The organism is Paenibacillus sp. QJM3NY_38 (genome assembly GCF_056173265.1).
Genome location: NZ_CM149665.1, coordinates 2,807,607 through 2,831,778, shown reverse-complemented (window position 1 = coordinate 2,831,778; position 24,172 = coordinate 2,807,607). Strand labels below are relative to the sequence as shown.

Below are 24,172 nucleotides of genomic sequence, written 5' to 3'. Positions count from 1 at the left end.
GAGGTATGCTCCTTGAAGCTTATAGCTTTTTTACTGCCACAATTTCATCGTATTCCCGAGAATGATGCGTGGTGGGGGGAAGGCTTCACAGAATGGACCAATACCCGGAAAGCAAGGGCACTATATCCCAAGCATCACCAGCCGAATGAACCTCTGAACGAATATTATTATGATTTAACCTCCTCCGCTGCCAGATTGCGGCAGGCGGAACTGGCCAAGACATACGGAATCTACGGTTTCTGCTACTATCATTATTGGTTTCGGGGCAAGCGACTGCTGGAAACACCAATCAATCAAGTAATGTCATCCAAGGAACCCGATCTTCCCTTCTGCTTTTCGTGGGCCAATGAGTCGTGGACGAGAAGATGGGATGGCGGAGATCAGCAAATTCTGCTCAAGCAGGATTACGGGACGGAACAGGATTGGGAACAGCACTTCGATGAGCTGCTGCCTGCCTTTCAGGATGAGCGATACATTCGAATAGATAATAAACCGCTATTCATCCTTTATAGACCTGAACATATCCCATGCTGCGCTGAAATGGTCCATTATTGGAGGAATCTGGCCATTAGCTGTGGATTGGATGGGCTCTATATCGTTCAGACTCTGGGCGGGTTTCCAACCTCTCCATTAGACATTTTCGATGCAAGCCTGGAATTTGAACCCCATTATACGTTTGCTCACGGCAGCATGGAACGGCTGTGGAGCCATACTCTCGTTGGCGACCAACAACATCTGATGTTCGATTACGACTATGTGTGGGATGGTATGATTAACCGTTCTCATCAACGAAACGGCCGCAAGGTATTTCCTGGAGCTTTTGTGAAGTGGGACAATACGCCTCGTTTAGGTGTCCGGGGGCTCAGTTGTCTCGGTGCGTCTCCCGAAAAGTTCGGTTGGTATCTGGCTAAACAAATCAAGCGGTCAATTCATCTATACCATAGCGAGTTTCTATTTATTAACGCTTGGAACGAATGGGCCGAGGGTGCCTACCTAGAACCTGATAAACGTTATGGTTATCAGTATCTCGAAGCGGTTAAGCAGGCTTTAAAGTCCAACGGGATTCCACTTGATGCCCCAAGTGAATAACAAAAAAAAAGGGGATATCTCCCCGATTTGAGAATCCCGAATTAAGTTAATCGTTGTATGCCGATATTTGCATTCCCGCCGGTGTTATCGATAAAAATCACATAATCAAATCCGTCCGTGCCTTTTAGAACGAGACCGGGTTGATTAACAATGCCCGTGGCAAAATACCGTACGGATTGAACAGTCGGGGCCACGGGTGGGAGAGTCGCCTGATTCGTAGCTTTCAGCTGCTGGCCAGCGATGGCAACTCCGGTCACGTTCAGGTTCTCTCCGACGCTGGCACTTCCTGCCACTGCAAGATCGTTCAGCACGGTCTCGTTTGTATTGACTTGAAGACTTCCTTGTATCGTAGTATTCCCATTCACTTGCAAATGCTGGCCGACGGTTTGGTTTCCATTCACTTGCAGATCCTGTTGTATGGTTTGGTTGCCTGTAACCAGAACGTTATCGAAGGTTGGCATTTCCCTCACTCCTCGTTCTACCAAGTTAATCCATCCTATGCAATATCAATAGTAAAAGGAATAGGGAATTCATACATTTAGTATATTTCGAAAATGCATTGATATAAGAACCCCCTTCAACCATGGGTTGAAGGGGGCTGATGTTTTAAAGAAAGAATCGTATTAATAAGCTCATCGAGCAACTGTTTGTAACGGGTATTGGAACCCAGCCAACCTGGATTGATCAAGCAATGGATAGTCATATAACATGCCTTCGTATATAACCTCGAATGCCGGGTGCTGAAAGAAATCATTCGGGGTTACTGCGGAGGAAGGGCGATCCCATAGATGAATTCTGCTTTGCTTCATTGCCTCCGCTACGAATTGTGAGCAGAAGTACGATCTTTCCCTCGTAATATCAAGTCTCATCAGCACGCCAAACATGCCGATAAGATTGTAGCCGTAAGCATCCTCTTCATCCTTATAGCTTTGAATCACGCGTCTCGCTGCCTCAAGTTGCTCCCGCGTGACCTTTAGACGGAGCAGAGCGCAGCGCGTGCCGGGAAAGTGACGGAAGGTTCCTTCGTATACATCCTCTTCAACAAATCCCCCTATCCAGGGATTGTTGGCGCATTTCCGGCCGAAGCTGAACACTTCATTCAAGTTCTCGTCCAGCGCCAGCGAAGCATGATTATAGGGCGCTGCCGTAATTCGTTTAATCAGTTTGGTAAACATCGTACCCGTATCAGTCAGTAGAACATATATATTTTGGTTATCGGACATTTGCTTTCCCCCACATACTTAATTACATATTTCATTGAAGCCGGATTTCGTCAAATCCTTCGTTAATTCCATTGTAGTAGAGGCAAGCCGTTTCCATAACCGACTATAGGTGTGAATAAGACCTAGACCTAAGTCGAGTTCTCAACTGACCTGGCGACGTGATACCCATAACTATACCCCATATAAGCGACGATAGGAAGATGGCGTCATGCCTTCATGCTCCATAAATCGCTTGTTAAAATAACTGACGCTCGGATAGCCCGCTTCCACTGCAATCTGTCCGATGGTTTTTTCTTTATGGTCGAGCAGCCACTGCTTTGCCATCTGAAGCCGGCAGCGCGTTACAAAATCCATCGGGGTCATCTCCATGACATTGCGGAATAATTTACAGAAATAGTAAGTGGTAACGCCGAGTCTGTCCGCCCACTCCTCCAAAATAAACGGTTGCGAAGCTTCCTGCTGCATAATCGGCAGCAGTTCAAGAATCCGGTTGGCCGAGTTGTTTGATTTATTGTCCGATAATGCCGATGCCTGCTCCACGAATACCGCTAACAAGGAATACGTTAGCGTGGACAGCTGCGCAGGCTTGAGCATCCGATAGGTCTCCGCCTCATATAACAGCGCTTCGTGCGCTTCCTCGAAGGCCGACGGCTGCCGAATGCTCCACAGCTGGCTTTTATGAAATCCGCGTTCGATGAAATAGTTCTGCAGACCGCTGCCATAAAAATGGAACCAACGCACATCCCACGGATCGTCCTCGCTGGTGTAATAACGCTGAGCCTGCATTGGAAAGTACAGCACGGCTTCACCTGGGCCAAGCGTATGGACTACATTTTCGATTTCAACATACCCTTTACCGGAAGCCACATAATGAATATTGAAATTGTTCAGAGACCCGGCTGCCCGCGTGACGGTATGGTCCGGTTCATCCCGGTATATCCCTACCGACTCAGGCAGGCAGAAGAATGGCATTTGCGGTAGGGTCAGCAGATGACTTTGTCGTTTCATCATAATGCTCCTCGAATGACAATATTGTTGTATTGTACTACAAAATAATATTATATCAATTTTATTTCTTGTCTTTTATAATCGCAATATAATCTTAATAAGTTGTATAGGAGCTGATGAACATGACTCAAAAACTTCGTTGGGGAATCCTTGGCTGCGCCAGCATTGCCAAACGCGCGGTCATACCTGGTTTACAGCAATCGCGTCTCAATGAAGTCGTTGCCATTGCCAGCCGCGATCAGGCAAAGGCAGCGCAAACGGCAGAGGAACTGAATATCCCGACTGCATACGGCAGTTACGAGTCCTTGCTCGAGGATTCTTCCATAGATGCGATCTATATTCCGCTTCCCAACCATCTACATAAAGAATGGAGCATCCGTGCCGCGGAAGCCGGTAAACACATTCTATGCGAAAAACCGCTTGCGCTGACGGAAACAGAAGCAGCTGAAATGGCAGAAGCTGCAGCTAAAGCCGGGGTAGTGCTGGCCGAAGCCTTTATGTATCGGTATCACCCTCGGTATGACTTGTTGAAGGAAATGATCAACGCTGGTGCCATCGGGGATATTCGGGGCATACGCAGCGCGTTTACCTTCAACAGCTCCGCCAATCACGGGAATGTCCGCTTTCGCAAGGATTGGGGCGGCGGCTCGATTTATGATATCGGCTGTTATCCGATCAACGCCGCGCGCATCCTGCTGGATAAAGAGCCGGAAGCTGTTACCGTTCAAGCTTTCTTCTCCCCTGAGCATGATCATGTCGACATGATGGCATCCGGATTAATCGAATTTGGAGGGAATGTAGCGCTGACATTTGATTGCGGAATGTGGGCGGCGTATCGCAACCCTCTTGAAATTGTGGGTACGGATGGCCTGATTGAAGTCCCTTACGCCTATAGCCTGCCTGAGGACGGAGCGAACTTCTTCTTAACGACCGGCGAAGGACGTAAAGAAATCGAGGTCCCTCGTGCAAACGCATACAGTGAACAAGGCGACCATATGGCCGAAGCTATTTTGAACAACAAGCCACTTCGCTACTCTGCAGAGGATGCCATTCACAACATGAAAGTCATCGACGCCTGTCTGCAATCTGCCCATGGACGGAAGCGAATTGTGTTGTAATTACACCCAAGGAGGATATGAATATGAAATATATATCAATCAAGGGATTAAACAAACCCGTCTCTGCGCTAATGAAAGGAACGGACTACTTTTATCATGATTCGTATGAGAAAGCAGCCGCGAATATGGATGCATACCTGGCTATCGGCGGCAATTCCGTTGATACCGCCCACATCTACTGTGGGGGTCAAAGCGAAGAAGTGATCGGAAGATACATGCAGGAAAGAGGTAACCGGGATCAGATCGTCATATTGACCAAGGGTGCCCATCATGACCAGAATGGCCCACGCGTAAATAAAAAAGACATCAAGAGCGACATCTCAACGAGTTTTGAACGACTGCAGACGAATTTCATCGATCTGTACGCTCTTCACCGTGACGACCCGGAGGTTCCGGCAGGAGAAGTTATTGAGGCTCTGAACGAATACATTGCCAATGGCAGCGTTGGCGCCATTGGGGTATCCAACTGGACATGGGAGCGCATCCGGGATGCCAATGCCTATGCCGAAGCGAATGGACTGGTCGGTTTCTCCTTCAGCAGCCCGAATCTCAGTCTGGCCAAGCCAAACGAGCCGTTCTGGAAAGGCTGCGTCTCAGCCGATGCAGAGACGATTGCGTGGCATGAAACTGAGCAGTTTCCGCTGCTCTCCTGGTCTTCCCAAGCGCGAGGATTCTTCACCGGCCGGTTCACACCGGAAATTCGGGACAATGCGGATCTTGTGCGGGTATTTTATAGCGATGCGAACTGGGAGCGGTTAGAGCGTGCCAAACAGCTGGCCGCTTCGAAGAATGCGACGGCTATACAGATTGCGCTCGCTTACGTGCTGAACCAGCCCTTCCCGACTTGTGCGTTGATCGGTGCGCAGTCTGCGGAAGAATTAAAATCCTGTGATGAGGGTTCAACCATCCAGCTGACAAAGGAAGAATTAGACTGGTTAGACCTAACGATCGATCAGCTGACTTCAATCTAAATGTTAAAAGCGCCTTGTGCCAGGATATTTACATCCTGCTCAAGGCGCTTTTTATAGGTTAATGACTCGTCTGATATTTTACGCAAGCGCGAATTTTCTCCCGGCGGGTAGAATAATCACGCTGACAGAGCTGTCCTTCCTTACTCCTGTAAACCCCGAAGATATGCTTCATATTCAACCGTAAACTCGAGCGCTTCCCTAAAATCCGGTGATTTAAGCGAAAGGGCCGCGACGACCTCCTCTTTTCCTTTCTCATGCAAGGCTAAGATCCGAGGCTGCCTTGGGACGCGAAACTGTGTATGATCATGATATACAACGATAACGATGGTGCCGAGCGGCTCCTTCACCGGCGAATAAACCGTGCTCCACATCCAGCGCTGCTGGTCTGTCCCTTCCTGACTTCCCCATTCTCTTGAGATGTCGAAGTTACCTGGAAAATTAGGTTCAGGACGTATTCCCAATTCCTTTAATTGTTTATGAATCGGCAAGAATAACAGGTTCAAAAAGGTCCCATACGCCGCATCTCCAGCCTCGTTGTATGCCCTCAGCAGTTTTTCCTGGTTTACGGTAAGTACTGTTTGCCAGTTCCCTTCAATGTGTTCGGAAATGTAGCTTCCGATGGCTTCGATCGGGTTATCCTGTTGTTCTTCCAAAAATTCCTGCAGCGGCTTCAATGATTTCATGTTTAACCCCTTCCATTTCGTGGATTTTGGATGTACCTCTCCAGCATACAACATTCATGCAAATTGTAAGGTTTGCTGAAAATCCGGTCCATATTGGGGGTAAACCTTCTCTAGAGCTTTAATCTCATACAGGTATGTAGGCCGCCGAAACATCCGACCCGGATCGGGATCAAACCATGGTTTAGTTATCCAGGAATCAACTTACTCTAAACCCCTGTAACATGCCGATAATCACATCCATCGTTTCCTCGATGCCCTTATCCGTTTCCGGCATTTGAGCAACCCACAGCGAGCATTCGTTTAAGGCGCCGGACAAGGCATGCGTCATAGCATCAACCGGAACGGTCTTCATCATTCCCTGATTCTGCATGAAGGCTAGCTGCTCCCTTAGGTGACTCATCGAATTCTGCTCGTCCATCTCGCGCCAAGACTCCCACCCTACGACACTCGGACCGTCAATGAGCATAATGCGCTTATTTTGCGGTTCTACCACGGTCGCAATAAAAGCCCGACAGCCATACAGAAGCTGCTCCCAAGGATCCTCGGAGCTATCCGCTTCTGCCTCCACGCGCTGCCCAATTTCTGTCTGCACTAATTCAAGCACGGCAAGAAACAGTCCTTGTTTATTTTTAAAATGATGATACAGCGCACCGCGGGTAACTTTAGCTTCGTCGGCAATCTCCTCTAGTGCCGCATTGGCATAACCTTTTTCCGTGAAATGTGTTCTGGCTACCTTCAGCAGCAGCTGTATAGTTTCGTTAGCTTCGCTTTTGGTTCTTCTCATAATTCGCGTTTCTCTCTCCTATGCATCATTCGGATGCTATTCTCATGGACGTTAGAAGCTTCAGCACTTCCTGATCTCCGCTCTTGGCCATGGATCTTAGCGAATGCTGAAGTATCCAAGGACCGTACGCCCCACACGATTCCAGATGTTCAAGCAGCCAGGGAAGGACGGTATCCCGGTAATCTTTGCATAGATCATGAAGATGATTCGCAACCGATTTGCGGACATAGCCAGAGGAATCCTGCAGAAGGGGCTCTAGCAGCGCCAAATTGTGGGCGGGATCTCCCTTGATCACTGGAATTCGCTTTGCCCACGGCAGACGAGGCCGGGTACCTTCACTAACCAGGCGACGGACATGCGAATTATCATCCGAAAGCCAGTCCTTCAAAATTTCAAGACACAGATCTTCATAATGGAGCAGAAAGGGCCTAATCGCATACTCCGATGTGTGCCGTTTGGTAATTTCATATAACGCGTTCATCGATATCTCAAAGTGATCAAGCCCATATCGTTCCACAAAATATGCAATCGGCATGAGAAAATACCCTTCCGTGAACATTCCTTTCTCTGTTTCATTCTCTGGTCCTATGATGCCGAGTAAAATCTCCAAACTATCCGGATAACCAAAAGGCAGGGCCTGCTGCAATTCTTCCGCAATAACGGCTACCCTTCCTTTCAATTCAAGCGTCGCTGTCTTGCGGCTTACGGCTTCAATGAAAACCTCCGAGTGAAACTCCGGAGCAAGCGGCTTAATTCGATCTGATAAAAGAATCGCCAGCTCTCTTCCAAAGTAGTCCTTTAATGCGGTGGATGTACTCATTTACCGGGTTGGTCATCTTCCGTGGACCACACATCTTCATTATACAGCTCCATAAATGCTTGTGAAGGCGGAATGACTTTAATCATATCAATCAGCACCCCATTCGGGTCACTGGTAATAAAATGCCTCTGCCCAAATTCCTCATCCCGTATATCCAGATGAAGCGGCAGCTTTTCGTGGATGATCAGCCTTTGATACTCGGCATCCACATCCTCCACCTCAAAATTAAGAATCAATCCCTGCACTGGTTTCTGAAAGGAAGACGGTACCGTGGGATGATTTTTGGACAAGAGGGCCATTTCATAAGAGCCTTGTCCCTGGTCTCCATTCTTCAGGCTTACATACCAATCCGCTTCAAAAACAATCTCAAAGCCAAACAACCGTGTGTAAAACTCTGTGCTCTCGGCAACCTTTTCTGTCATGATAACGGGATAAAATCCTTTCAGCTTCATCTGGAAAACATCTCCTTCTATAAATGGGATGAATCCAATTTAACATACAAACAGAATGTATGTAAATGTATTTTTTAAAAATTTCCACAAAAAAAAACCCGCAGACCAGACTGCAGGTTCTTCGTTTGCTACCACAACAAGCTGACAGCCAAGAGATTAAACAATGCTAGCGGCAATATTACATTAGGATTAGGCCCGTATGGCGCAAAGGGCGGATATCCGGGAAAGAATCCTCTGTTGCCTTGTTCTACAAGAATGTACACATTTTTTGCGTCTACGTTTATGACGACGCCTTCGATAGCTTCATCATCCATCGTATGCACTCTTACCTTGCGATTCACCACATTTTTCATAGCAGCATGGGCGCTTTCTCTATGCTTCTTCATGGAATGTACCAGATGGTGATCGCATTGAAACAGCATTTGCGGTTGCGTTGAATAATTGTTCATGATGCTCCTCCTTCGTTCTCTTCTATCCGCATTGTATGCAAATGTCCCGCCAAGGGTGTTCGCCTATGTGAAATCCGTTTAATGCATCGTAGATACGGGTATAGTACAACCAGATGAAGGAGGGTTAAACACCATGGACAAACAAAATATACAGTCAAAACCGGGCAGCTTTTTCATTAAAGATGACGGAAAAACGGTAGCCGAAATCACCTACTCGCCTCAGGGTAACGGAGTAATCAGTATCGATCACACCTATATCTCACCCAGCCTGCGAGGGCAAGGAATCGCCGACGAACTCGTGCGAAAAGTAATAGGATACGCTCGCGAAGAAGATTTGAAAATCATCCCCGCTTGCTCCTATGCCGGGCATTATTTTGACAAAAACGTCGATGACCGTGTCCTGCTGCACACATAAAAAACGAGGATAAAAACATCATTCGCAATCGGATGGACCGTAAGGTTAATCTCGCCAGCCATAAGGATGCTCCTCTTATCGGTTGGCTTTCACCCGCCTTGATGTCCAAGTTCATATGCAGCACTGGTATTTACTATTGCGACAGAGTGATTCTATCCTCTATGATCAAAGGGTATAGCTTAAGTTAGGGAGGCATCTATAATCATGAGGCAAATAGCGGAACATTGGGTCTGGGAACAGATGTTTGATAAAATGCCTATGGGGGCGATCCTGATCTCTGCGGTTGACGAGCCTGTGGCTAAGGTTAATGATCGTTTCTGCGAACTTACCGAATCCAAACGTTCAGACCTGCTTCAGCTCAAACCTTCCGAAATCCAAGTTCTATCCAATCTATCGATACAACAAATATTGCAATCATTTACATATGAACAAACGTCCACGCTCAAGAAAGACTCATATTTTATCCGCCATAACGGAGATCAAGTCCATGTCTCTGTCTCGATTTCCCTGCTGAAACATCCCGCCCCTGGAGAGGCTCCATGGATATTATGCTGTATAGAGCCCGGGACCGTACAGGAGAAATCGCCTTTGCCGCCAACCATTAAGAATGATGAACTCCTTGCACTCATTTCCAAGAGCGGACAAGATCTTATATCCATCAGCAGCGCTGATGGCATCATCGAATACATCTCACCCTCTGTGACGGAAATACTCGGATACACCCAAGAAGAAATGACGGGCCAATGCCGGATCGATTACTATCACCAGGTGGATTCCGAGCAAATGAAAGAACCGGGCAAGCTATTTTCAGAGGAAGACAGTTTCGTTCGACGCATTCTCCATAAGGACGGGCATTATTTATGGTTTGAAACGTCTTTTCAATTAATTCGGGGACCTCACGGTGAAATTAACAAGGTTCTGGCCATTGGACGAAACATTACCAAGCGCAAAACGGATGAGGATACGCTTGCCCATGCGCAGCGGATTGCCAAGATCGGTTCCTGGCGTTGGGACTTGATCACGCATACGCTCACCTACAGCGATGAAATGAGGCGAATTTACGGATATCAGATCCGTGCCACTGAGCCAAACCATAACACGCTGCTGTCATTGGTCGTTCCGGAGGACCGTGAGCGGCTCGAGGCAGCCGTGAGCAGAGCCATTCTAGGAAAAGCGGATGAAATCATCTATCGGATCCAGCTTCAGGACGGCCAAATCCGAACCATTCGAGCTCAATGGGAAGTCTCCGTTACGAAGGAAGGCAGACCTATGGAGATGGTCGGTATGGCGCAGGACATCACCGAGCAGATGCTGATTGAACAGCAGTCGCTGGAGAATGAAAACAAGTACAAGCTCATAACCGAAAATTCCCTTGACTTCATATCGAGCAGCACCATAGACTGTTCAACGTTTCTTTATTGTTCACCTTCCTGTTATTCACTGCTTGGATATCGTCCGGATGAGATGGTTGGCACCAGTATATTCGATTATGTGTATGCCGAGGATATCATACCGCTACAGGACTATTTTAACAATTGCCTGGACGGCAAATTGCTCACACCGATCACCTTCCGTTATATACATAAGGATGGCAGGCACATCTGGTTTGAAGTCAATTGCAAGTACATCAGCACGCAGGATGGCCAAAAGAACGAGATCATCTCGATTGCCCGCGACATCTCCGAACGAAAACTGATGGAATTTAAGCTAAAGGAAAGCGAGCAGCGATACCGTTCTCTATTTGAATATAATCCGTCGGCCGTATACTCCATGAATTTGGATGGCGACTACTTAACGGCCAACCAGAATCTGCAGGAACTGACAGGATATACGCTGGACGAGCTGATCGGGATGTATTTCGGACCGATTGTAGCGGAAAAAGACATGGCTCGCACGTTGTTTCATTTTAACCAGGCAACAGAAGGCATACCTCAGAGCTATGATCTAACGATTATTCATAAGGATGGACATCCCATCGACATCAATACAATTAACATCCCGATTTTCGTGGATGACGAAGTCGTCGGCGTCTATGGCATTACCCGAGATATCACCGAGCGCATACGAACCATGGAAGAGATCAAGAAGCTGAGCCGGGAGCTCACCCTTTTGCTGAATACGGTGTCCGAAGGCATTATCGGGCTGGACATTCACGGACACGTCGCATTTATCAATCCGGCAGGCGCAGCGATGCTGGATTATGAACCGGCCACCACCATCGGAAGACCCTGCGACCAGATCATCAAAGAAATTCGCCATGACGGCACTTTTTATCGGGGGGATGATTCTCCGCTTGTTCGAGCCGTCCAACAAGGCGTACCGCTGTCAAGAGCCGAAATCGTGCTTTGGCGGGGCGACGGCACCAGCTTTCTGGCAGATTATCAGGTCAATCCAATCTGGGACCAAGGTGAGCGCAAAGGCGCCGTTATGGTATTCCGCGATATCACCGACGAGAAAGAAATCATCCGGGCGAAGGAGAATGCCGAGCGGGCAGATCAAGCAAAAACGGAGTTTCTGACCATGATGAGTCACGAACTCCGCACCCCGATGAACGGCATCATCGGCATGATTGAGCTATTACGAACGACCGAGCTTGACGAGGATCAGCTGAATTATACCGATATTTTGATGGAGAGCAGCAGCTCGCTGCTGCACATCCTGAACGAGATTCTCGATTTCAGCAAAATCGAGACCGGCAATATGACACTCATTCATGAACCTATCGATTTACGTTCCTTGCTTGAAGTCGTCATTGATTTATTCTCGGCCAAAGCCAAAGAAAAAGGATTATCATTATCCTGCAGCATCAACAGCTCCACTGTTCCCGATGTGATCATCGGCGATGCTCTTCGGCTGCGGCAAGTGCTAGTTAATCTCATCAGCAATGCCATCAAATTCACGCATGAGGGCAGCATCACAATGAGTGTCGAGGGACTGCGCAGGACCGGGACCCAGGAAATCACGCTTGCTTTCCAAGTAAAGGATACGGGAATTGGCATCCCTGCCGAACAGCAGCATCAGCTGTTTACCTCCTTCTCGCAGCTTCACCCATCCTTGAATCGCAAATATGGGGGTACGGGATTGGGGCTGGCGATCAGTAAAAAACTGGTCGAGCTGATGGGTGGGGTCATCGGCGTCGAGAGTCGCGAAAATGTCGGATCCTCCTTCTACTTTACGATCCCTACCCGTACGCTGCAGGATGATGTCACGGACAAACAAGCATAGGCGTCTCTCTCATGTTCTCTACAACCAAAAGGGTGGTCTACAGCGATGAGCTGTGGACCACCCTTTTCCCATGTATGCAAATGGTATTATTCCTCGTACAGGGACTCCAGTTCGTCGACAAGCGATCCAACATATGCAACCGCTTTGGAGATCGGCTCGGAAGTGGACATATCGACCCCTGCCATAGCCATTAATTCCAGCGGACTCTTGCTGCCTCCGGCTTTTAGGACTTGGAGCCAGCGGTCTACAGCCGGTTGTCCTTCCTCGCGAATCAATTGTGCTGCTGCTGTTGATGCGGTTAGTCCAGCGGCATACGTATATGGATAGAGACCCATATAATAATGCGGCTGTCGCATCCAGGTAAGCTTCGCTCCTTCATCGAGCTCAACCACGTCACCCCAGAAATCGGATAACACCGCGCCTTTTAGCTCAGATAGCTTATCTGCGGTAATCGGCTCATCGGCCATCGCATGGCGGTATACCCGTCGCTGCATTTCCGCTTCCAGAAGGTGAGTCACATAGTTATGGTAATACGTGCTCAGAAGCTGAAGAATAACAGAGCGCCGCATCCGCTTATCCTTGGATTGACTGAGCAGGTGATCCGCCAGCAGCAGCTCGTTCATCGTGGAAGGCGCCTCGATAAAATACAAGGAAGGACGGGCATTGGTGATACGCTGATGGTCGGCTGCCAGCATCAAATGACCAGCATGCCCGACTTCATGCGCTAACGTGAAGGCATTTCGCATATTATCCGCCCATGCCATCAGGATATAAGAATGCACTCCGTATACGGAGGAACAGAACGCTCCCGTAGACTTACCAATATTATCGGCATAGTCCACCCAGCGCTTGGAGAACGTGGATTGAACGATCTCGCCGTATTCAGGACCCAGTATCGACAAGGCACTGGAAATCGTGGAGCATGCTTCTTCATAAGTAACGCTTGGATTGAAATCCGTATCCATCGGTGCTTTCAAATCGCAGAACAGCATTTGATCCAGCCCAAGCACGCGCTTCTTCAGCTTCATCAGTCTTCGCATATGCGGAGCTAACTCCGTCAGAATGGTATCATGAATATGGTTGTACATCTCCATCGTCACTTGCTGCGGCTTCAGCAGCATATCCGTTACGGAATCATACCCCCGAAGCCGGGACATCACTACTTGCTTCTTCACTTCGGTGGCGTAAGCCTCGGCAAATGTATGGCGCGATCCCTGCAGTGACTTCGTGAACGAGGCATAGGCCTCGCGCCGAAGCTGCGTATCCTCGGACATTTCGTAAGAATTCTCGTACAGACGGAAGGAGACCGGCTTGGTTCCGTCATTCACTTGAATATCGTCAAATGTCATATCCGACAGCTTGCTGCGCAAATAGATGCGGTAAGGGGAACCGAGCACCTCTCCCAGCGATGCTAACACGCTTTCCGTCTCAGGACTCAAGCGGTGGGGCTTCGATTCCAGCAACAATGTCAAGCTTCGGGCATAAGGAACAAGCCCGTCTTCCTTCGTTATGTATTGTTCGATGATTCCATCCTCGAGATCCAGCAGCTCCGATTCAATAAACGTCAGGGAAGATTGGATGCGTGAGAGAACATCGCCCGTTTTGGCCGAATTTGCCAGATTGGCCGGATTGGTTCCGTCTTCCGATTGTCGTAATCTGGCGTACGCCCCGACTCTGCTGATGCTCTCCATCAGAGCTTCCTGTTCATTCAAACACTCCAGAAGAACGGATGCACCCTCTCCCAGCCTGCCTCTGAATCGAGTCAATTGAGCAGCTTGCGATTCAATCGCTTTTAATCCCGCTTCGAATGCTTCTTGCGAGACAAACAAATCATCCAGATTCCAAGTTGCCTCGATTGGAACCTCACTTCGTGTCAACAATTTCCCCATGGAATACAACTCCTCTCGTGTCTTGTCCTCTCATGATTGACGACAGCAGTTACTATTTGATTAGCAACTGTATAACAATTCCATCATATCACAGTTTTTTAAGGGATCGTATCCGCTTTTCGACCTTGACTTCTGACCCTATTTATGGATATAGTTAATTCATACTCTTATCTAAAGGAGAGATTTTGATGTCGGTGGTCGTTCTTAACTAACCAAATTTCATATGGATCGAAATGTAAAATTTTGGGCATTTCCTGTATTGGGATATGTTTATTTTTTGATGGATTTTCATTTCGTCCGTTGAATTAGTTAAGAACTGCGGATATCAATGGAAGCCCCTTTAGGGTTTATTCAGATATGATATGGTTATCCGTGCTGAGTTCAGCACGGATTTTTTGGGTCTCCCCCTCCTTTTATTCAAAAGGGTTATTTGGAGCCGTCCCATAACGCCATGCCATCAGAATAACGATCTTTGGGCGGAAAGCGAACCTTAGTAGTTCGCTTTCCGCCCTTTTTGTGTTGTATGCCATCCATTTCATAGTCAAAAGGAGAATGTAACCCATGAAACCCTTCGCATTAAACAAATTGGAATACGAGAAAATACGAACCGAGCTTGAACGCTTTGCCGTATCGTATCTGGGAATCGAGCATATCCGGAAAATGGCCCCCCTCACCCAGATGAAAGCCATCCGCAACAAACTGAATGAAACGGAGGAAGCCAAAACCCTGCTCCTTACCGGAGCTAGCGTTCCTATTCCTTCACTGGAGGGCATTGAAATGATCCTGGATCTGCTCGGCACCGGTTACGTGCTGTCTGAGCGCGATTTCGGGAACATGGTCCAATATCTGAGAAGCTGCCGTCAGCTCATTCAGTATATGAAAGCCAAGGACGGGATTGCTCCATTGATCAGTTCCTACGCCACATCCATGCATGAACTGCGTCCACTTCTGTCCGAAATCGAACGCAGCATTCACGGGGGGCGTGTTGTGGATAGCGCGAGCAAAGATTTGGCCAAAATCCGCAAAAAAATCATCGTAGCCGAAGAACGGATCAAGCGTAAGCTCGACAGCCTGATGAGCCGTTACAAAGGGATCTTGCAAGAGCATGTTATCAGCAAACGCGGAGATCGTTACGTGCTGCCCATCAAGAAGGAGCACCGTAAATCCGTGAATGGCTCGATTCTGGATGAATCGGCCAGCGGGCAGACGGTATTCATCGAGCCCTCCGACTTGCAGGGACTTCAGATGGAATTGAATTTCCTGCACGCCGATGAAGTCCGCGAAGAAACGAAGGTGCTGAGTGATTTGACCGCACTAGCCGAGCAATATCAATTCGAACTGAGAACCAATGCCGACATTGTTGGAATCTACGACTACATCATAGCCAGAGGCAAGTACGCCGTTTCCATCGGCGGGCGCAATGTAAGCCTGAACCAGGAGGGGTTCATCCATCTAAAATCCGCGGTGCATCCTTTAATCGGCTCCACGATGGTACCGCTGGACTTCTCTATCGGGGAGCGGTATAAAACCTTGATCATTACAGGGCCTAATACCGGCGGCAAAACTTCTGCTCTGAAGACGGTTGGTCTCATCACCGTAATGGTGCAATCCGGTCTACTGGTTCCTGTCGCGGAAGGCAGCCATTGCGCCATCTTTGACGAGGTTTCCGTCGATATCGGAGATGGGCAGAGTTTGGAGCATGCCCTCAGTACGTTCTCTGCGCATATTCGCAACATCCGCGACATTTTGCAGACAGCCGGCCGGTCCACGCTTGTACTGCTCGATGAAATGGCGTCGGGAACGGATCCCGGTGAAGGCGTAGGATTGTCGATCGCCATTCTGGAGGAGTTGAGTCAACGTCAAGCAACGGTTGTGGTAACCACCCATTTTACCGAAATCAAAAATTTTGCCGAGCGCACCTCCGGCTTTGAGAATGCCCGCATGGAATTTGATGCCGACACACTCGAGCCGCTCTATCGTCTGCGGATTGGTGAAGCCGGGCACAGTTATGCCTTTGTCATTGCAGCGAAGCTGGGCATACCGGAGTCGATCATTGCCAGATCGCGGGAAATCACGGAAGCGGGAATGGCAAGAGAGAACACGGCCCTTATCCAAATGGATAGCTCAGAGTCCGGTGATGAGGCTGAAGAAGAGCGTCCCGAAGAATACGTTACGTTGTCGACAGACAAACAGGATAAGCTGATGAATGATGAAGATCATCAAGATGTAGATTCTCCCTCTTCCCTCTATCAATTAGGCGATCGTGTCTACGTGCCTTATTTGAAACGAAGCGGAACCGTGTATGAAACCATCGACGGTAGAGGTAATATCGGTGTAATGATTCAGAAGGATAGACTGAAAATTAACCATAAACGGCTGAAGCCTTATATTGCAGCCAAGGATCTTTATCCGGAGGATTATGATCTTGATATTGTTTTTGAGAGCAAAGAGAACCGGAAGAAGCGTAAACTGATGAACCGCAAGCACGTTGAAGGACTGCAGATCGAAACGAAACCGGAATAACGAAACTCTTGACGGTGGGTTGACCAGGACATCAATAAGAATGCTAAGGATTTTCGGAGGAGAGATTACGATGAACATACGTACAGAAACCAAGAACGATTACGAGAAGGTCCAGAACCTTCTCACTCAGGCTTTTCCCGGACAGGAAGAAGCGATTCTAGTACGGCGGCTGCGGGAGGATAAAGATTTTCAACGGGAATTGTCAATCGTAGCGGAAGAAGATGGGATCATTAAGGGACATATTATGTTCAGCCGGTCTAGCCTTTTTGACGGGGTTTATAACCATCACGTGGCTGCGCTAGGGCCCCTGGCCGTGCTTCCGGATTATCAACGACAAGGGATCGGCGGGAAATTGATTGAAGAAGGCAAACGGCTGTGTTTCTCGCATGGCTATCCACTTGTTTTTCTGTTCGGCCATCCGGCATATTACCCCCGTTACGGATTTGTGCAGGCCAGAGCCTATGGAATCGACATCACCCAATTTACGGTTTCCGATGAAGTGTTTATGGTTGCCGAGCTTCAGCCGGGCGCGCTCGATCACCTGCATGGCGAATTCCGTTTCCACTCCGCTTTCGAAGATTTGGGGTAAGTCGAGCTTCAAAGTCCATATCATCCGAATAGGTTTGATCAAGCCGGGGAATCCTTGGTGGCATTCAGCTTCTGATATGTTGTACAATAAAATCTAAATGACTATTTGAAGGATGGTTTTCAACATGTATGTAGCTCAGGATTGGCAAGATTACGAGGTCATCGATACCGGAGGCGGAGAAAAGCTGGAACGCTGGGGCGACGTGATTCTCAGACGTCCGGATCCGCAGATCATATGGCCGATTGAACGTGAGGATGGACAGTGGCGCAGTGTGCACGGACACTATCATCGCAGCTCGTCGGGCGGCGGACAATGGGACATGAAAAAGCAGCTTCCGGACCGGTGGACCATCTCATACGACCAATTGAAATTTCATATTCGACCAACCAATTTTAAACATACCGGTTTGTTTCCGGAGCAGGCAGCCAACTGGCGCTGGATGATGGATAAGATCGCTTCAGCCGGACGTCCGGTCAGCGTGCTGAACCTGTTCGCGTATACCGGCGGAGCAACCGTCGCGGCCGCTTCGGCCGGAGCTCAGGTTGTTCATGTGGATGCTGCGAAGGGGATGGTTCAATGGGCCAAGGAAAACGCGGCATTGTCCGGACTTGCCGACCGTCCTATCCGTTATATCACGGATGATGTGTTTAAATTCGTGCAACGTGAGCAGCGGCGGGGGAACAAATACGATGCGATCATTATGGACCCTCCGTCTTATGGCCGCGGACCAAGTGGAGAAACGTGGAAGCTTGAGCAAAGCTTGTATCCCTTCCTCGAAAGCTGCTTGAGCATCGTATCGGATAATCCGCTGTTCATGCTGATTAACTCCTATACAACCGGAATCTCCCCTACCGTTCTGAATAACATGCTGACCATGACCATGAAGCCGAAATACGGCGGTACCATCAGTGCGGGAGAGATCGGATTGCCGATTACCCGCTCCGGCATGAACCTGCCGTGCGGCATCCTGGGTCGATGGGAGTCCTGATTCGATGAACAAGCGGGAACCAGCAGCATATCCGGTTGTGCCGATTCTGTTCGAGGATAATCATGTGTTAGGAGTAGCCAAGCCGGTCAACATCCCCTCCCAAGAGGATGCTACCGGCGATCCCGACATGCTGACCATTCTGAAACAGGACATTAAGGAGCGCTACGATAAACCGGGCAATGTATTTTTGGGATTGGTGCACCGTCTGGACCGTCCGGTTGGGGGAGCGATGGTGTTTGCAAAGACTTCCAAAGCCGCATCCCGATTATCGGAAGCCGTCCGCAGTCGCAGCTTTCGCAAGCAATATGTGGCGGTCGTTCATGGGATTCCTTCGAAAACTTCAGGCCGGCTCGTAAATCTGCTGTATAAGGATGTAAAAACCAACACCGTTCATGTCACTACTAAAGGAACGGACGGGGCCAAGGAGGCCATTCTGGATTACACCGTGCTCCAAACGTCCGAAGGCTTCAGCCTCGTCCTGATCGAGCTGCACACGGGCAGGCCGCACCAAATCCGTGTACAGCTGAGCCATGCGGGACATCCGCTGTTCGGAGACCAGAAGTATGGAAGCAAGGTGAACAAAGCAGGCCAGCAGATTGCCTTATGGTCCGTATTGGTCGGATTTCCTCATCCCGTTACTAAAGAGGAAATCTCCATTCGTTCCATGCCGCCCTCCGACTATCCCTGGAGCCTTTTCTCGATGGAGAAGCTGGCCTCCACATGACGGTCCTATCCATAGAATTCAAAAAAACCGAAATCCCGTCTTGGATTTCGGTTTTTTTATACCTCTGTTTCATAATGGCAAAAACTGTAATATTTTATCCCTGTACGATAATATATTATCCCTTTACTTTTATCAAAGAATGCCGAAAAATAGTAACTAGATAGTTTAACATTTTTTAGATTATTTGTACAATCATGGTATAAACTCTGCTTGCGAGTTTATATAGATCAATGGTGCCAAGGAGGAGGATGATCAAAAGCTGTTCATGAATGGTTACACGGTCGGCTCGGTTGTTTGTGATGTGTAACAATGCAAGGAAACTCACAGCTCAGGGAGGTTTGATCAGCAACAAGTGTCCGCTGAATTTCAAATTAAATATTCAAGGAGGTATTTGTTATGGACCAGGTTCAATATCAAACAAATCGCCGCTTGCATTTGAAACCGCTGTGGATTTTTTTAGGAAGCACTCTGTTGTTCTTCACCATCATGATCATCACGGCAAGCAGCGTCTCCGCTCATGGGTATATTGAATCACCAGCCAGTCGTGGTTATAAGTGTAAGCTCGGAGAGAACACCAATTGCGGCAGAATCATATATGAACCGCATTCCCTCGAGGGAAAAGGTAACTTCCCCATCGGTGGACCGGCGGATGGTCAGATTGCTGGTGCTGGAATTTTTCACGAACTCAATGAACAATCACCTACCCGCTGGAGTAAAGTGAACATGAACGGCGGGCCGAATACATTTAAATGGGTGCTGACCGCAGCTCACGCCACATCCGATTGGAAATATTATATTACGAAAAAAGGCTGGGATTCCAGCAAACCCCTCGCACGCGCAGATCTCGAATTGTTCTGCTCCTTCAATGACGGTGGCAAACGTCCGCCGAACACCGTAACCCACACCTGTAATGTTCCTACCGACCGCACCGGCTACTATCTGATCCTAGCCGTCTGGGAGATCGCCGATACAGGCAACGCCTTCTATAACGTAATCGATGTGAACCTGAATAACGGCAGCGGAAATCAGGACACGCAAGCTCCAACCGCACCGGGTAACTTAAGATCCACAGGCGTCACCAGCAGCAGCATTTCGCTCTCCTGGAACGCTGCCACGGATAATGTGGGGGTAACAGGCTATGAAATCTATCAAGGATCTAATCTAGTAACAACCGTATCAGGGTCAACCTTAAGCCATACCGTCACCGGTCTGCAAGCGTCAACCTCCTATACCTTTACGGTAAAAGCACGCGATGGAGCAGGCAATGTCTCCACGGCGAGCAGTCCGTTAACGATTGCCACATCCAATCCGGTACCGGACACTCAAGCTCCGACGGCTCCCGCCAATTTACGATCAGTCGGATCTACCTCAACCAGCGTATCATTAGCCTGGAACAATTCCACGGATAATGTCGGCGTTAGCGGCTATGAAGTTTATCGGGGCACAACGCTGGTGGCCACGGTATCCGGCAGCACGCTTACCTATACGGTCGGCGGGTTAGCACCCAACACAGCCTATAGCTTCACCGTTAAAGCTCGTGATGCGGCTGGCAACGTCTCCCCTGCAAGCAATGAACTGCAAGTTACCACGGCGGACGGTTCCACACCGGAAACTCCGGCCTGGGCACCAAACACTTCATATCAGCAAGGAGCCTTAGTCACATATGGTGGCAACACCTATGAGTGCCGTCAAGCCCACACGTCCCTGCCTGGTTGGGAACCCTCCAACGTGCCGGCTTTATGGTTGCTTAAGTCATAATCTCAATACGTCATGTAAGATTCGAAACGTGATATAAGATAATGCTCCAAAAGTATGAAAATATGTAACAGCCCCAAGGGTGAGCTGCCGTCTGCAGCCGCCCAGGGGGCTTCTCTACGTTTACGACGTTAGCTATAGCTTTAGAACTTATACCTCAACCAGAACTTCCTTTGGAGCTGTACTAATCTTTCCTAACAGATAAACAAGCAGCTGCTGATTATGCGAGGATATGCGGTTCAAAATTTGGGTAAGGTACTCATCCCTAACCTGTAACCCCCGTGTATATTCCTCACGCCCTTTATAGGAAATCGTCACCCAGACGATCCGTCTGTCATTCGCGTCCCGTTCCCGTTTGATCAATCCATTCTTCTCCATCCGGTCCAATAGCATGGTTACGGCTGCCGGACTTGTGGCCAGGTAAGGAATGAAATCGGAAGGTTTCATTCGCTTTAATTCAGCAAGCACCTCCAGCACCATCAGTTGCGATTCCGTCAATGTCGGTGCTAATCCGGCTTCCATATGGAGCTTATAATCCTTGGCCAGCTTGGACCACACCTTGGCGAATTCGGCAGTATGCATATTTATCCCGTCCCTTCAATTGTGCTGTCATGATCAAACATCGGATTCCATCCGTGGATGTTGCGCTGTACTTCGGTGAATGGATTTCGATTTCGTGTGAACCCTAGTCATGATTCCATAATAGTTTATAGGATTAACTTTTCGCGGGCGACCTCTCAATATCCTTCTTTTTTCGTTAAAAAATATAATTTCCAACCAAGCGACAAAACCTGCCAACCCTTATATGACGGCATTTTTCAAGGTTCACCCTGCTTCGACATAGTCGGGCATATGTCAAATAGTATAAATAACAGCTCTAATGTTGCGGGAAACGCAGAATATAGCAAAAGCACCTCGACAAATATCATCGAAGGTGCTTTTCGTCCGTCTATCTTATCTTCTCCAAACTTGGAAATCTCCTAAAAAAGGATGTTACGCAATCTTGTTTAACTTTCTTGACCTGACTCCGCATGCGGAAGAGTTACCAGATCGACAATCCGTCCTTGCTTGCCAACATCGGCAAGCAGTTTGCCTATCGATTTACGTTCCGCGATCGGAACTTTTTCGGTGTGAATCAGATGGGCTTGCCCATCTTCGCTGTACGCCATAATCTGCAGCGGTTCACGGCAATAGAAAGCACCGACAATGGCGCTGCCGTTAGGCTTCACCCGCTTGCCTTCCTTAAACTCAAACGTAGCCATGCCTTTTCCGCCGCGGCTTTGCGTCTGGTAATCCAGCAGCAAGCTGCGCTTGCCATAGCCAAGATCCGTGATAGTCAAAATCTCACCCTCATCGTTCTCCACCCATAATGCCGCAACGACTTCATCCCCGTCACGGAGCTGGATTCCTCGAACCCCGCCGGAAACGCGTCCCATGGCGTTGACTTCCTGCTCATTAAACCGGATGCTCATCCCTTCTTTCGATATTAGCACAATATCTTTATTGTTATCACTCACGACGACCTGGATAATGCTGTCTTCCGCAGCGACCTTGGCTGCCGCAACGGCGCCAGCCCGCTTGGTGACATACTCCTTGAGCTCTGTGCGTTTCACTTGACCTTTGCGGCTGACAAACACAAGCGACTTGCCCTCTTCTTCAAAGTTCGAAACCGGAATGACCGATACGATGTGATCCTCTTTCGGTACCTGAATCACGTTAACGATGGCCGTACCGGCATCCTTCCATTTGTATTCCGGAATCTGGTGAACCGGCAATAAGAAATACTGTCCACGGCTCGTGAATATAAGCAGATTCTCCAGGGTATTGACTTCAAACAGACGTGTGATGTAATCCCCTTCCTTAACGCCTGAGCTTTCCAGCTCACCGCCGCTTCGGGTGAAGGATAACATGCTGGTACGCTTGATGTAGCCTTCATTAGACAGAGTTACGAGCACGTCCTCTGCGTTCACCAGCACTTCAAGATTAACCTTGATCTCTTCCACTTCTTCCTGAATGACAGAACGCCGGTCGATGCCGTATTTCTCGCGAATTTCAAGCAGCTCTTTGCGAATGACGGCAATCAGCTTCTTATCGCTGTCCAGTATCGCACGCAAGCCCTCGATTTTCTTCATTAACTCGTCCAGCTCTTTTTGCAGGGAATGAATTTCAAGGTTCGTAAGGCGGTATAATTGCAAGGTCAATATGGAATCGGCTTGTCTCTCCGTGAAACCGAACATCCATTGCAGATTGTTCTGGGCATCCTGGCGATTCTTGGACGCTTTGATCGCCGCAATGACCTCATCCAGGATATTTAAAGCCTTAACCAGGCCTTCCAATACATGCGCCCGATCCTCTGCTTTCTCCAGCTCAAACTGGGTCCGGTGCGTGACGACTTCACGCTGATGTTTGATATAGGCGGATAACATGTCTTTAAGCCCCAGTTGTTGAGGGGTTTTATTCACGATCGCAACCATATTGAAATTATACGTAATTTGCAGATCGGTTTTCTTGAACAAATAAGCCAGAATCCCGTTTGCGTCGGCATCCTTCTTCAGCTCAACGACGATGCGAAGTCCTTCTCGTCCGCTCTCATCGCGAACCTCGGCGATACCCTCGACTTTTTTCTCCAGTCGTATGTTCTCCATCGTGGTAACAAGCCGTGACTTAACGACCTGATAAGGAATTTCCGTGATGACAATCTGCTGCTTGCCGCCGCGAAGCGATTCAATGTCCGTCTTCGACCGCAGATAAACGCGGCCTTTGCCTGTCCGATAGGCATCCAAAATGCCTTCGCCGCCCATGATGATTCCGCTGGTCGGGAAGTCCGGACCTTTGATAAAGGTCATAATCTCCGCCAGCTCAATCTCCGGCTTCTGCATAACGGCAATACAAGCATCGATCACTTCCCGCAGATTGTGAGGCGGGATTTCAGTGGCAAAGCCCGCGGAAATCCCGCTAGCTCCGTTCACAAGCAGGTTTGGGTACCGTGAAGGCAGCACAACCGGTTCCTTGGCCGTGTTATCAAAATTATCCTTAAACAGTACGGTCCGCTTCTCGATATCCCGAAGCAGCTCCATGGCAATCGGCGATAACCTTGCCTCGGTATAACGCATCGCTGCGGCGGGATCATCATCCTGGGAACCCCAGTTTCCGTGGCCGTCCACGAGCACATGTCCCATCTTCCATGGCTGAGCCATCCGAACCATACCTTCATAAATCGATGAGTCCCCGTGCGGATGGTAATTACCCATGACATCCCCGACGGTTTTCGCCGATTTACGGTATGGTTTATCCGGTGTGTTACCCGAATCGTACATGGCATACAGGATCCGGCGCTGAACGGGCTTCAGCCCGTCACGAACGTCCGGGATCGCCCGGTCCTGAATAATATACTTGGAATACCGGCCAAATCGATCACCTACGACCTCTTCCAGAAAAGCCGGCAAAAATTGCTCAGATAAACTCAT

At 48.8% G+C, this 24,172-nt stretch carries 21 protein-coding genes; 10 read left to right on the top strand and 11 right to left on the bottom strand.

Features of this window, described 5'->3' with window-relative positions; translation table 11 throughout:
• The first annotated feature begins 12 nt into the window (after positions 1–12).
• Positions 13–1,089, top strand: a complete 1,077-nt coding sequence (locus AC0VZ8_RS12835) for a glycosyltransferase WbsX family protein (protein ID WP_475487067.1) — start codon at positions 13–15, stop codon at positions 1,087–1,089.
• A gap of 41 nt (positions 1,090–1,130) precedes the next feature.
• On the opposite strand, the gene AC0VZ8_RS12830 is transcribed toward AC0VZ8_RS12835, so the two are convergent.
• From AC0VZ8_RS12830 to AC0VZ8_RS12820, 3 genes are all read right to left on the bottom strand, one after another.
• Positions 1,131–1,550, bottom strand: a complete 420-nt coding sequence (locus AC0VZ8_RS12830; RefSeq protein ID WP_071218313.1) for a hypothetical protein — start codon at positions 1,548–1,550, stop codon at positions 1,131–1,133.
• A gap of 171 nt (positions 1,551–1,721) precedes the next feature.
• Positions 1,722–2,312, bottom strand: a complete 591-nt coding sequence (locus AC0VZ8_RS12825) for a hypothetical protein (protein ID WP_071218314.1) — start codon at positions 2,310–2,312, stop codon at positions 1,722–1,724.
• A 171-nt stretch (positions 2,313–2,483) separates the two neighbouring features.
• Complete coding sequence (locus AC0VZ8_RS12820) at positions 2,484–3,320, bottom strand: helix-turn-helix transcriptional regulator (RefSeq protein ID WP_071218315.1); 837 nt, start codon at positions 3,318–3,320, stop codon at positions 2,484–2,486.
• Between the two features lie 122 nt (positions 3,321–3,442).
• Here AC0VZ8_RS12820 and AC0VZ8_RS12815 point away from each other — a divergent pair, with 122 nt between their 5' ends.
• Positions 3,443–4,438: a Gfo/Idh/MocA family protein gene (locus tag AC0VZ8_RS12815; protein WP_475487066.1), complete on the top strand. Its 996-nt coding sequence runs from the start codon at positions 3,443–3,445 to the stop codon at positions 4,436–4,438.
• 23 nt (positions 4,439–4,461) lie between these two features.
• Entirely contained in the window at positions 4,462–5,409 is a 948-nt protein-coding gene (locus AC0VZ8_RS12810; RefSeq protein WP_071218317.1) for an aldo/keto reductase, read from the top strand.
• Positions 5,410–5,549: 140 nt separating this feature from the next.
• On the opposite strand, the gene AC0VZ8_RS12805 is transcribed toward AC0VZ8_RS12810, so the two are convergent.
• The 5 genes from AC0VZ8_RS12805 to AC0VZ8_RS12785 all read right to left on the bottom strand — a co-directional run bounded on the left by AC0VZ8_RS12805 (position 5,550) and on the right by AC0VZ8_RS12785 (position 8,597).
• Complete coding sequence (locus AC0VZ8_RS12805) at positions 5,550–6,092, bottom strand: DUF6022 family protein (RefSeq protein ID WP_475487065.1); 543 nt, start codon at positions 6,090–6,092, stop codon at positions 5,550–5,552.
• Positions 6,093–6,288: 196 nt separating this feature from the next.
• On the bottom strand, positions 6,289–6,876 hold the full coding sequence (locus AC0VZ8_RS12800; RefSeq protein WP_071218319.1) for a TetR/AcrR family transcriptional regulator: 588 nt from the start codon (positions 6,874–6,876) through the stop codon (positions 6,289–6,291).
• 25 nt (positions 6,877–6,901) lie between these two features.
• Positions 6,902–7,696 carry a DNA alkylation repair protein gene (locus AC0VZ8_RS12795; RefSeq protein WP_475487064.1) on the bottom strand — a complete coding sequence of 265 codons (795 nt, stop codon included), beginning with the start codon at positions 7,694–7,696 and terminating at the stop codon, positions 6,902–6,904.
• Positions 7,693–8,148 (bottom strand): VOC family protein, encoded by a 456-nt coding sequence (locus AC0VZ8_RS12790; protein ID WP_475487063.1) that lies wholly within the window; start codon positions 8,146–8,148, stop codon positions 7,693–7,695. The genes AC0VZ8_RS12795 and AC0VZ8_RS12790 overlap by 4 nt, the downstream gene beginning before the upstream one ends.
• Before the next feature lie 128 nt (positions 8,149–8,276).
• Positions 8,277–8,597, bottom strand: coding sequence for a hypothetical protein (locus AC0VZ8_RS12785; protein ID WP_213645066.1), 321 nt, complete (start codon positions 8,595–8,597; stop codon positions 8,277–8,279).
• Positions 8,598–8,730: 133 nt separating this feature from the next.
• Between AC0VZ8_RS12785 and AC0VZ8_RS12780 the strand changes: the two genes are divergently transcribed.
• Together AC0VZ8_RS12780 and AC0VZ8_RS12775 are read left to right on the top strand one after the other, a co-directional pair.
• The gene (locus AC0VZ8_RS12780; protein WP_071218323.1) at positions 8,731–9,012 is read left to right on the top strand and encodes a GNAT family N-acetyltransferase; all 282 of its coding nucleotides are present in this window, start codon (positions 8,731–8,733) and stop codon (positions 9,010–9,012) included.
• Positions 9,013–9,216: 204 nt separating this feature from the next.
• On the top strand, positions 9,217–12,237 hold the full coding sequence (locus AC0VZ8_RS12775) for a PAS domain S-box protein (protein WP_475487062.1): 3,021 nt from the start codon (positions 9,217–9,219) through the stop codon (positions 12,235–12,237).
• Between the two features lie 86 nt (positions 12,238–12,323).
• On the opposite strand, the gene pepF is transcribed toward AC0VZ8_RS12775, so the two are convergent.
• Positions 12,324–14,126 carry an oligoendopeptidase F gene (gene pepF, locus AC0VZ8_RS12770; RefSeq protein ID WP_475487061.1) on the bottom strand — a complete coding sequence of 601 codons (1,803 nt, stop codon included), beginning with the start codon at positions 14,124–14,126 and terminating at the stop codon, positions 12,324–12,326.
• Between the two features lie 561 nt (positions 14,127–14,687).
• Here pepF and AC0VZ8_RS12765 point away from each other — a divergent pair.
• The 5 genes from AC0VZ8_RS12765 to AC0VZ8_RS12745 all read left to right on the top strand — a co-directional run bounded on the left by AC0VZ8_RS12765 (position 14,688) and on the right by AC0VZ8_RS12745 (position 20,708).
• Positions 14,688–16,649, top strand: coding sequence for an endonuclease MutS2 (locus AC0VZ8_RS12765; protein WP_475487060.1), 1,962 nt, complete (start codon positions 14,688–14,690; stop codon positions 16,647–16,649).
• A 70-nt stretch (positions 16,650–16,719) separates the two neighbouring features.
• Positions 16,720–17,238, top strand: coding sequence for a GNAT family N-acetyltransferase (locus AC0VZ8_RS12760; RefSeq protein ID WP_475487059.1), 519 nt, complete (start codon positions 16,720–16,722; stop codon positions 17,236–17,238).
• A 124-nt stretch (positions 17,239–17,362) separates the two neighbouring features.
• Complete coding sequence (locus AC0VZ8_RS12755) at positions 17,363–18,226, top strand: class I SAM-dependent methyltransferase (RefSeq protein WP_475487058.1); 864 nt, start codon at positions 17,363–17,365, stop codon at positions 18,224–18,226.
• A gap of 4 nt (positions 18,227–18,230) precedes the next feature.
• Positions 18,231–18,950, top strand: a complete 720-nt coding sequence (locus AC0VZ8_RS12750) for an RluA family pseudouridine synthase (RefSeq protein WP_475487057.1) — start codon at positions 18,231–18,233, stop codon at positions 18,948–18,950.
• Positions 18,951–19,346: 396 nt separating this feature from the next.
• Complete coding sequence (locus AC0VZ8_RS12745; RefSeq protein ID WP_475487056.1) at positions 19,347–20,708, top strand: lytic polysaccharide monooxygenase; 1,362 nt, start codon at positions 19,347–19,349, stop codon at positions 20,706–20,708.
• A 147-nt stretch (positions 20,709–20,855) separates the two neighbouring features.
• On the opposite strand, the gene AC0VZ8_RS12740 is transcribed toward AC0VZ8_RS12745, so the two are convergent.
• Both AC0VZ8_RS12740 and gyrA read right to left on the bottom strand, forming a co-directional pair.
• On the bottom strand, positions 20,856–21,287 hold the full coding sequence (locus AC0VZ8_RS12740; protein ID WP_071218331.1) for a MarR family transcriptional regulator: 432 nt from the start codon (positions 21,285–21,287) through the stop codon (positions 20,856–20,858).
• A 425-nt stretch (positions 21,288–21,712) separates the two neighbouring features.
• Positions 21,713–24,172, bottom strand: a complete 2,460-nt coding sequence (gene gyrA, locus AC0VZ8_RS12735; protein WP_475487055.1) for a DNA gyrase subunit A — start codon at positions 24,170–24,172, stop codon at positions 21,713–21,715.